We start from the raw sequence: 9,602 nt of genomic DNA on the forward strand, positions 1-9,602 counted from the left end.
GGTGACCATCGAAAACCTCAGCACCTTGACCGGCGGGGCGAGCCGCACCACATGGGCGTTCGACGCGGTCGGCACCGCCGAGGGGCGGCAGGCATTGATCCTGCGCACCGGACCGCCCGACGATGCCCATGCGGGCATGGAACTGGAGGCCGCCGTCCAGCAGCGTGCGGCAGCCGTTGGCGCGCCGGTGCCGCGCATTCTCGCCGCGGACAACTCGCCTGCGGCGCTGGGCTATCCGTATCTGATCTGCAACGCGATCGCGGGCGAGACGATCGTCAGGAAGATCTATCGCGCCCTCGACCGTGCTGACGGGGATGCCGGACGCGACCGACTGCTGCGGCAGTGCGCGCACGCGCTGGCCGCCATCCACCGTGCAGATCCGGACGGGATCGGCCTCGCGCAGACCGAGCAGCTGGCCGAGTGGCGTGACCGGCTCGACGCGATGGGCGACACCACGGCGACATTCGAGTGGGCGTTTCGCTGGTTGGCGGCCAACCGGCCTGCGCCGACGCCGCCGCGGCTGGTGCACGGGGATTTCCGCATGGGCAATCTGATCGTCGACGAGTCCGGTCTTGCGGCCGTGCTGGACTGGGAGCTCGTCCACGTCGGCGAGGTCTACGAGGATCTGGCCTGGTTCTGCATCCGGGCCTGGCGGTTCGGCGCCCCGGCCGGCCTGGGGGCCGGCGGCCTCGGCAGCATCGAGGCCTTCCTCCGCGCCTACCAGGAGGCCGGCGCTACTACCGTCGACCGGGTGTCGTTTCACTGGTGGCTGGTGCTGGCCACGCTGCGGTGGGGTGTCATCTGCCGCTACCAGGCGGAGCGGCATCTGAGCGGCGAGTTCCGCTCTGTGGAGCTGGCGACGATCGGGCGGCGCGTCTGCGAGACCGAGTGGGACCTGCTCGACCTGCTCGAGGCGGCGCCCGGTGACGATGCGCGCCGCGCGGCGGCGCGAGGTGGGGGCACCCCCAGCCGCGCAGCGGCGCGGGGGACAAGCGGGCGATCGGAGCTGGGCGCGTGATCGGCGCGTACGGCCGCCCACTCGCGGCCGAGCTCGTCGCCGCGGTGGCGGAATTCCTCGAAACCGATGTCCGGGAAGCGACCGGCGGACAGGTCAACTTCCACGCCAGGGTGGCCGCCAACGCGTTGCGCATCGTCGAGCGCGAACTGCTCGACGAAAGCGAGGCGGAAGCCGGCGCGGCGCTGGCCGGCCTGGGTTTCGCCGATGAGGAAGAGCTCGCCGCCGCGATCCGGTCCGGCGAGATGGACGGGCGCGCCGACGAGGTCACCGGCTGCCTGCGCACGCTGGTCCGGCGCCGGTTGGCCATTGCCCACCCGGGATACGAGCAACCAGACTAGGAGCCACCCCATGCCGGCTACCACCGCGCAGACCATCGTTGACGTGGCCGACCGCCTGTTCGCGGCGATCGAGAACAGCGACGTGGCAGCGGTCGATCGACTGTGGAGCAACGACATTGCGGTCTGGCGCGTGGGCGCGCGCCGCGACAACGACAAGGCCCGGGCGATGCGCGTCATCGACTGGTTCATCACCGCGACCAGCGAGCGTCACTACGAGATCCTCGACCGCCGGCTCTTTGATGACGGCTCCGTCGCTGGCTTCGTCCAGCAGCACATCCTGCACGCCACCGGCCACGCTGGCCAATCGATCTGCATGCGGGTCTGCATCGTGATCAGGGTGGGCACAAATGGACTGATCGACCGGATCGACGAGTACTTCGACCCCGCCGAGATCGCGCCGTTGCTCACTTAACGGATAGATTCGCCAAAAGATTGGGGGCAACGATGACGACTCTGGAAACACTGCTGAGCGATCCGGACCTGGCCGGCGTGTGGAACATCGTTCCCGATCGCTCGGCCATCACCTTCAAGGTCAGAAACCTCTGGGGCCTGCTGAACGTCAAGGGCCGCTTCGGCGAGTTCAGCGGCGACGGACAGCTCACCGGCAAGACCGCGGTTTTCGGCCGCGTCGACATCCGCGCCGCGTCCCTGAGCACCGGCATCGGCCGTCGCGACAAGCACCTGCGCTCGGCCGACTTCTTCGATGTCGAGCGTTTTCCCGAGATCAGCGTCGTCGTCACCGCGGTGCACCCAACCAAGGGCAGCGCCGCCGACCTTCGGGCCAGCTTCACCATCAAGGGCGTCACCGCGCCGCTGGCCATGCCCGTCACGATCACCGAGCTCGACGACGGCTCGATTCAGATCTCCGGCGAAATCAAGATCGATCGGTCCCAATTCGACCTGGGCTGGAACAGGTTCGGCATGATCGGCGCGACGGCGACGGCGGCCGCGCAAGCCGTCTTCGTTCGGGCGACCCGGTAAGGCGGACGCCCCACCGCTACCATCTGAGCGTGGCCGACCCCAGCAGCGCCCTGCGGATCCTTGTCTACAGCGACAACGCCGAAACCCGCGAACGGGTGATGCGGGCATTGGGCAAACACCTGCACCCGGACCTACCCGAATTGACCTATGTCGAGGTGGCGACCGGCCCGATGGTGATCCGCACGATGGACGAGGGCGGCATCGACTTGGCCATTCTCGACGGGGAGGCGGCCCCCACCGGCGGCATGGGCATCGCCAAACAGCTCAAGGACGAACTTGCGATCTGCCCGCCCATCGTGGTGCTCACCGGCCGCCGCGACGACGCGTGGCTGGCCAGCTGGTCGCGCGCCGAGGCCGCGGTGCCGCATCCCCTCGACCCCATCGTGCTGGGCCGCACGGTGCTCGGCCTGCTCCGCGCCCCCGCTCGCTAGCAATTACCGCTCTCACCTGCGCCGACACGGAAATCTAGACCGTGTGCGCGGGCGCTCAGCAGCCCCACGGCGACGCGCCCGGACGCGGGGACGTTAAAACCGGGCAAATAGCACCACCCCGACCACGTGCGCCGGCGGTAACGACGCTATGTTGAAAGTCACTGCGATGGGCCACAGGCCGGCTCGTCACAGCACCCCGGTCACCGCCTGGCCGCCCGCTCAGTTGAGAAGGCGGCCACATTACGACGGATCATGGAGCGAGTTGAACGTCTACATACCCATCCTGGTGCTCGGCGCGATTGCGGCCGCCTTTGCCGTGGGCTCGGTTGCGATCGCGAGCCTGGCCGGCCCGAGGCGTTACAACAAGTCGAAGCTGGCGGCCTACGAATGCGGAATCGAGCCCACCGAATCCCCTGTGAGCGGCCCGCACGCGACGGGCGGGCAGCGGTTCCCGGTGAAGTATTACCTGACCGCAATGCTGTTTATCGTCTTCGACATCGAAATCGTGTTCTTGTATCCCTGGGCCGTTAGCTACGACGCGCTCGGGACGTTTGCGTTGGTCGAGATGGCGGTGTTCATGCTCACGGTGTTCGTGGCCTACGCCTACGTGTGGCGCCGCGGCGGCCTGACATGGGATTGAGGTAAGAGTGGGCCTGGAAGAACAGCTGCCCGGTGGCATCCTGCTGTCCACCGTCGAGAAGGTCGCGGGCTACGTCCGCAAGAATTCCCTGTGGCCGGCGACGTTCGGGCTGGCCTGCTGCGCGATCGAGATGATGGCAACCGCCGGGCCGAGGTTCGACATCGCGCGGTTCGGCATGGAGCGGTTCTCGGCGACACCACGGCAGGCCGACCTGATGATCGTGGCCGGGCGGGTCAGCCAGAAGATGGCCCCGGTGCTACGCCAGATCTACGACCAGATGGCCGAGCCGAAATGGGTGCTGGCTATGGGCGTGTGCGCGTCATCGGGCGGGATGTTCAACAACTACGCGATCGTGCAGGGTGTCGACCACATCGTCCCGGTCGACATCTACCTGCCCGGCTGTCCGCCCCGCCCGGAGATGCTGCTCTACGCAATCCTGAAGCTGCACGAGAAGATTCAGGAAATGCCCCTGGGCGTCAACCGCGAAACCGCCATCGCCGAAGCCGAAGAGGCCGCGCTGGCGGCCAGGCCCACGATCGAGATGCGCGGACTGCTGCGATGAGCTCTCCCGATCAAGACCCGCAGGAAGCAATTGCCGCGCCCGACGAAGAAGTCATCGACGTTCGTCGCGGCATGTTCGGGGTCCGCGGCACCGGCGACACCTCTGGTTACGGGCGGCTGGTGCACGAGGTCACGCTGCCGGGCGGCAGCCCCCGGCCCTACGGCGGTTACTTCGACGACATCGCCGATCGGCTCGCGGAAGCGCTGCAGCGCAACGGTGTCGAATTCGACGACGCGATTGAGAAAGTCGTGGTCGACCGCGACGAGCTGACCCTGCACGTGCGCCGCGATCTGCTGCCGCAGGTCGCCCAGCGGCTGCGCGACGAACCCGAGCTGCGCTTCGAGTTGTGCCTGGGCGTCAACGGGGTGCACTACCCGCACGAAAAGGGCCGGGAATTGCACGCCGTCTACCCGCTGCAGTCGATCACCCATAACCGTCGGCTGCGGCTGGAAGTGGCTGCGCCGGACAGTGATCCGCACATCCCGTCGCTGTATGGGGTCTACCCGACCGACGACTGGCACGAGCGCGAGACCTACGACTTCTTCGGGATCATCTTCGACGGCCATCCGTCGCTCACCAGGATCGAGATGCCCGACGACTGGCACGGGCATCCGCAACGCAAGGACTATCCACTGGGCGGCATCCCGGTCGAATACAAGGGCGCGCAGATTCCCCCACCCGACGAGCGCAGGGGCTACAACTGATGACCGAAACGAGAGGATTGACCGAACCCGATACCGTTCTGGTCGCCGGCGGCCAGGACTGGGACCAGATCGTCGAGGCCGCCCGCAACGCGGACCCCGGTGAACGCATCGTCGTCAACATGGGCCCCCAGCACCCCTCCACCCACGGCGTGCTGCGGCTGATCCTCGAGATCGAGGGCGAGACCGTCATGCAGGTCCGGTGCGGAATCGGCTACCTGCACACCGGGATCGAGAAAAACCTCGAATACCGTTACTGGACCCAGGGCGTCACCTTCGTGACCCGAATGGATTACCTGTCACCGTTTTTCAACGAGACCGCCTACTGCCTGGGTGTAGAGAGGCTGCTCGGCATCACCGACGAGATACCGGAGCGCGTCAACGTCATCCGGGTGATGATGATGGAGCTCAACCGGATCTCGTCGCATCTGGTGGCGTTGGCGACCGGCGGCATGGAACTGGGCGCGATGACCCCGATGTTCGTCGGCTTCCGGGGGCGCGAGATCGTCCTCAACGTCTTCGAATCGATCACCGGCCTGCGCATGAACAGTGCCTACATCCGGCCCGGCGGCGTGGCGCAGGACCTGCCGCCCAACGCCGTCAGCGAGATCGCGGAGGCGCTCAAGCAGTTGCGGCAACCACTGCGCGAAATGGGCGAGCTGCTCAACGAAAACGCCATCTGGAAGGCGCGCACCGAGGGCGTGGGCTACCTGGACCTGACCGGCTGCATGGCGCTGGGCATCACCGGCCCCATTCTGCGCGCCACCGGGCTGCCGCACGACCTGCGCAAGAGCGAACCCTACTGCGGTTACGAGAACTACGAATTCGACGTGATCACCCATGACGGTTGTGATGCGTACGGGCGCTACATCATTCGTGTCAAAGAGATGTGGGAGTCGATCAAGATCGTAGAGCAGTGTCTGGACAAGTTGCGGCCGGGCCCGACGATGGTCGAGGACCGCAAGATCGCCTGGCCCGCCGACCTGAAGGTGGGTCCTGACGGCTTGGGCAACTCGCCCGAGCACATCGCAAAGATCATGGGCAGCTCGATGGAGGCGCTGATCCACCACTTCAAGCTGGTCACCGAGGGCATTCGCGTTCCGGCCGGCCAGGTTTACACCGCGGTCGAATCGCCCCGGGGTGAGCTCGGCGTGCACATGGTCAGCGACGGCGGCACCCGGCCCTACCGGGTGCACTACCGCGACCCGTCCTTCACCAACCTGCAGGCCGTCGCCGCCATGGGCGAGGGCGGGATGGTCGCGGACCTGATCGCCGCGGTCGCCAGCATCGACCCGGTGATGGGCGGGGTCGACCGATGACCGGGCCGCAGGGGCAGCCGGTGTTCATCCGGCTTGGGCCGCCGCCCGAGGAGCCCAACGCGTTCGTGACCGAGGGCGCGCCGCAGTCGTATTCACCCGAGGTGCGGGCGCGGCTGGAGGTCGACGCCAAGGAGATCATCGGCCGCTATCCCAACAAGCGCTCGGCGCTGCTGCCGTTGCTGCACCTGGTGCAATCCGAGGACTCCTACCTGACCCCGGCGGGTCTGGAGTTCTGCGGGGAGCAGCTGGGGCTGACCGGCGCCGAAGTGTCCGCGGTGGCAAGCTTTTACACGATGTATCGCCGCGGACCCACCGGCGACTACCTGGTCGGTGTCTGCACCAACACGCTGTGCGCCGTCATGGGGGGCGACGCCATATTCGACGCCCTCAAGGAGCACCTGGGCATCGGCAACGACCAGACCACCGACGACGGGTCGGTCACCCTGCAGCACATCGAGTGCAACGCGGCCTGCGATTACGCGCCGGTGGTGATGGTCAACTGGGAGTTCTTCGACAACCAGACGCCGGAGTCGGCGCGCGAACTGGTCGACTCGCTGCGCTCCGGCAAGCCCGCGGCGCCCACCCGCGGCGCCGCGCTGTGCGCGTTCCGCGAGACGTCGCGCATCCTGGCCGGCCTGCCGGACGAGCGCCCCGACGAGGGCCAGGGCGGTGCGGGCGCCGCGACATTGGCCGGTCTGAAGGTGGCGAAGGAGCTCGGCATGGAGGCGCCACCAACCCCCGGGAAGGAACAGTGATGGCCGCTGCCCTCGCCCAGGCGACGCCGTTGACTCCGGTGATCAGCGGCTATTGGGACGAACCCGAGTCGTGGACGCTGGAGACTTACCGCCGTCACGACGGCTACCAGGCCATGCAGAAGGCCCTGGCCATGGAGCCCGACGAGGTGATCGGGGCCGTCAAGGACTCCGGCCTGCGCGGCCGCGGCGGCGCGGGCTTCTCGACCGGGACGAAGTGGTCGTTCATCCCGCAGGGCGACACCGGCCCGGCCGCCAAGCCGCATTACCTGGTGGTCAACGCCGACGAGTCGGAACCCGGTACGTGCAAAGACATTCCGCTGATGCTGACGACGCCGCATGTGCTCGTCGAGGGCGTCATCATCGCCTCGTACGCAATCCGGGCCAGCCACGCGTTCATCTACGTGCGCGGCGAGGTGCTGCCGGTGTTGCGCCGGCTGCAAAACGCGGTGGCCGAGGCCTACGCCGCCGGCTACCTGGGCCGCGACATCAGCGGTTCCGGCTTCGACCTGGAGTTGGTGGTGCACGCCGGCGCGGGCGCCTACATCTGCGGCGAGGAAACCGCGCTGCTCGACTCGCTGGAGGGCCGGCGCGGCCAGCCGCGGCTGCGGCCGCCGTTCCCCGCGGTGGCCGGGCTGTACGGCTGTCCCACGGTGATCAACAACGTCGAGACGATCGCCAGCGTCCCGTCGATCATCCTCAACGGCGTCGAGTGGTTCCGGTCGATGGGCAGCGAGAAGTCGCCCGGCTTCACGCTGTATTCGCTGTCCGGGCACGTTGCCCGGCCGGGCCAGTACGAGGCGCCGCTCGGGATCACGTTGCGCGAGTTGCTCGCCTACGCCGGCGGGGTGCGGGCCGGGCACCGGCTGAAGTTCTGGACGCCTGGTGGGTCGTCGACGCCGCTGCTCACCGACGAGCACCTCGACGTGCCGCTGGACTACGAGGGCGTGGGTGCCGCCGGCTCGATGCTGGGCACCAAGGCGCTGGAGATCTTCGACGAGACAACGTGTGTGGTGCGTGCGGTGCGCCGCTGGACCGAGTTTTACAAGCACGAATCGTGCGGGAAATGCACGCCGTGCCGGGAGGGCACGTTCTGGCTGGACAAGATCTATGCGCGGCTGGAAACCGGCAAGGGCACCCTCGAGGACATCGGCACGCTGTCGGATATCTCCGACACCATCCTGGGAAAGTCGTTCTGCGCGTTGGGCGATGGCGCCGCCAGCCCGGTGATTTCGTCGATCAAACTGTTCCGCGACGAGTACGTCGCGCACGTCGAGGGCGGCGGCTGCCCGTTCGACCCCCGAGACTCGATGCTTTCGCGCAACGGAGGTGACGTGTGACTCAGGCGGCCAAACCTCAGACCGGCGACGAGGTGCGTCCGCCGGAGATGGTGACGCTCACCATCGACGGCGTCGAAATCAGCGTTCCCAAGGGAACTCTGGTGATTCGCGCGGCCGAGCTGATGGGCGTCGAGATCCCGCGGTTCTGCGACCACCCCCTGCTGGACCCGGTCGGCGCGTGCCGCCAGTGCCTGGTCGAGGTTGAGGGACAACGCAAGCCGATGGCCTCGTGCACCACGGTGGCCACCGACGACATGGTGGTGCGCACCCAACTGACCTCCGAGGCCGCGGACAAGGCCCAGCACGGCGTCATGGAGCTGTTGCTGATCAACCATCCGCTGGACTGCCCGATGTGCGACAAGGGCGGCGAATGCCCGCTGCAGAACCAGGCAATGTCCAACGGCCGGGCCGATTCCCGCTTCACCGACGTCAAGCGCACGTTCGCCAAGCCGATCAACATCTCCGCGCAGGTGCTGCTGGACCGCGAGCGCTGCATCCTGTGCGCCCGCTGCACGCGGTTCTCCGAGCAGATCGCCGGCGACCCCTTCATCGACATGCAGGAGCGCGGCGCCCTGCAACAGGTCGGCATCTACGCCAATGAGCCCTTCGACTCGTACTTTTCGGGCAACACGGTACAGATCTGCCCGGTGGGCGCGCTGACCGGGACCGCGTACCGGTTCCGGGCCCGCCCCTTCGATCTGGTCTCCAGCCCGAGCGTGTGCGAGCACTGCGCCTCGGGGTGCGCGCAGCGCACCGACCACCGCCGCGGCAAGGTGCTGCGGCGGCTGGCCGGCGACGACCCCGAAGTCAACGAGGAGTGGAACTGCGACAAGGGCCGGTGGGCGTTCAACTACGCGACGCAGCCGGACGTGATCACCACTCCCCTGATCCGGGACGCCGACGGCACGCTGCAACCGACGTCGTGGTCGCACGCCATCGTGGCGGCGGCCCAGGGGCTCGAAGCGGCCCGCGGGCGCACCGGCGTGCTGGTCGGTGGCCGGGCGACCTGGGAAGACGCCTACGCCTACAGCAAGTTCGCCCGAATCACGTTGGACACCAACGACATCGACTTCCGCGCGCGTCCGCACTCCGCCGAGGAGGCCGACTTCCTGGCCGCCCGCGTCGCCGGCCGGCCGGTGACCGTGAGCTATTCCGACCTGGAATCGGCGCCCGTGGTGGTGCTGGTCGGCTTCGAGCCGGAAGACGAGTCGCCCATCGTGTTCCTGCGATTGCGCAAGGCGGCCCGCAAGCACGGGGTGCCCGTGTACGCGATAGCGCCGTTCGCCACCCGGGCCCTGAAAAAGATGTCGGGCCGGTTGGTCAAGACCGTTCCCGGCGCCGAAGCCGCCGCGCTGGACGGACTGGCCACCGGCGAGGCCGGTGAGCTGCTGTCGAAACCGGGCGCGGTCATCATGGTCGGGGAACGCCTGGCGACGGTGCCCGGCGGATTGTCCGCCGCGGCCCGACTCGCCGACGCCACCGGCGCCCGGCTGGCCTGGGTGCCGCGCCGCGCCGGCGAG

At 67.9% G+C, this 9,602-nt stretch carries 12 protein-coding genes; all 12 read left to right on the forward strand.

The window, feature by feature from the left end; translation table 11 throughout:
* Position 1 precedes the first annotated feature (1 nt).
* Positions 2-1,018 carry a phosphotransferase family protein gene (locus JWP83_RS22345; protein WP_297734949.1) on the forward strand — a complete coding sequence of 339 codons (1,017 nt, stop codon included), beginning with the start codon at positions 2-4 and terminating at the stop codon, positions 1,016-1,018.
* Positions 1,015-1,356: a DUF6285 domain-containing protein gene (locus JWP83_RS22350; RefSeq protein WP_297734952.1), complete on the forward strand. Its 342-nt coding sequence runs from the start codon at positions 1,015-1,017 to the stop codon at positions 1,354-1,356. The genes JWP83_RS22345 and JWP83_RS22350 overlap by 4 nt, the downstream gene beginning before the upstream one ends.
* Before the next feature lie 10 nt (positions 1,357-1,366).
* Complete coding sequence (locus JWP83_RS22355; RefSeq protein ID WP_297734955.1) at positions 1,367-1,768, forward strand: nuclear transport factor 2 family protein; 402 nt, start codon at positions 1,367-1,369, stop codon at positions 1,766-1,768.
* Positions 1,769-1,800: 32 nt separating this feature from the next.
* Positions 1,801-2,337: a YceI family protein gene (locus JWP83_RS22360; protein ID WP_297734957.1), complete on the forward strand. Its 537-nt coding sequence runs from the start codon at positions 1,801-1,803 to the stop codon at positions 2,335-2,337.
* A 29-nt stretch (positions 2,338-2,366) separates the two neighbouring features.
* Positions 2,367-2,768 carry a hypothetical protein gene (locus JWP83_RS22365; RefSeq protein WP_297734960.1) on the forward strand — a complete coding sequence of 134 codons (402 nt, stop codon included), beginning with the start codon at positions 2,367-2,369 and terminating at the stop codon, positions 2,766-2,768.
* A 262-nt stretch (positions 2,769-3,030) separates the two neighbouring features.
* Positions 3,031-3,408 carry an NADH-quinone oxidoreductase subunit A gene (locus JWP83_RS22370; RefSeq protein WP_297734963.1) on the forward strand — a complete coding sequence of 126 codons (378 nt, stop codon included), beginning with the start codon at positions 3,031-3,033 and terminating at the stop codon, positions 3,406-3,408.
* A gap of 7 nt (positions 3,409-3,415) precedes the next feature.
* Positions 3,416-3,970 (forward strand): NADH-quinone oxidoreductase subunit B family protein, encoded by a 555-nt coding sequence (locus JWP83_RS22375; protein ID WP_297734966.1) that lies wholly within the window; start codon positions 3,416-3,418, stop codon positions 3,968-3,970.
* Positions 3,967-4,674 carry an NADH-quinone oxidoreductase subunit C gene (locus JWP83_RS22380; protein ID WP_297734968.1) on the forward strand — a complete coding sequence of 236 codons (708 nt, stop codon included), beginning with the start codon at positions 3,967-3,969 and terminating at the stop codon, positions 4,672-4,674. Before JWP83_RS22375 ends, JWP83_RS22380 begins: the two co-directional genes overlap by 4 nt.
* Positions 4,674-5,990 (forward strand): NADH dehydrogenase (quinone) subunit D, encoded by a 1,317-nt coding sequence (gene nuoD / locus JWP83_RS22385; RefSeq protein WP_297734971.1) that lies wholly within the window; start codon positions 4,674-4,676, stop codon positions 5,988-5,990. The genes JWP83_RS22380 and nuoD overlap by 1 nt, the downstream gene beginning before the upstream one ends.
* On the forward strand, positions 5,987-6,745 hold the full coding sequence (gene nuoE / locus JWP83_RS22390) for an NADH-quinone oxidoreductase subunit NuoE (RefSeq protein WP_297734974.1): 759 nt from the start codon (positions 5,987-5,989) through the stop codon (positions 6,743-6,745). The genes nuoD and nuoE overlap by 4 nt, the downstream gene beginning before the upstream one ends.
* Positions 6,745-8,082 (forward strand): NADH-quinone oxidoreductase subunit NuoF, encoded by a 1,338-nt coding sequence (gene nuoF, locus JWP83_RS22395; RefSeq protein WP_297734977.1) that lies wholly within the window; start codon positions 6,745-6,747, stop codon positions 8,080-8,082. The genes nuoE and nuoF overlap by 1 nt, the downstream gene beginning before the upstream one ends.
* Positions 8,079-9,602 (forward strand): NADH-quinone oxidoreductase subunit G (locus JWP83_RS22400; protein ID WP_297734980.1); only part of this gene is annotated, 1,524 nt, incomplete at its 3' end. The genes nuoF and JWP83_RS22400, both read left to right, overlap by 4 nt.

Origin of the sequence: Mycobacterium sp., from assembly GCF_025965855.1 — a bacterium.
In the GTDB taxonomy this organism is placed as follows: Bacteria; Actinomycetota; Actinomycetes; order Mycobacteriales; family Mycobacteriaceae; genus Mycobacterium.

Bases quoted from the DNA above. Each gene is read 5' to 3' on its own strand.
- JWP83_RS22355 (WP_297734955.1), top strand. From the start codon at position 1,367: ATGCCGGCTACCACCGCGCAGACCATCGTTGACGTGGCCGACCGCCTG.
- JWP83_RS22360 (WP_297734957.1), top strand. From the start codon at position 1,801: ATGACGACTCTGGAAACACTGCTGAGCGATCCGGACCTGGCCGGCGTG.
- JWP83_RS22380 (WP_297734968.1), top strand. From the start codon at position 3,967: ATGAGCTCTCCCGATCAAGACCCGCAGGAAGCAATTGCCGCGCCCGAC.
- nuoD (WP_297734971.1), top strand. From the start codon at position 4,674: ATGACCGAAACGAGAGGATTGACCGAACCCGATACCGTTCTGGTCGCC.
- nuoE (WP_297734974.1), top strand. From the start codon at position 5,987: ATGACCGGGCCGCAGGGGCAGCCGGTGTTCATCCGGCTTGGGCCGCCG.
- nuoF (WP_297734977.1), top strand. From the start codon at position 6,745: ATGGCCGCTGCCCTCGCCCAGGCGACGCCGTTGACTCCGGTGATCAGC.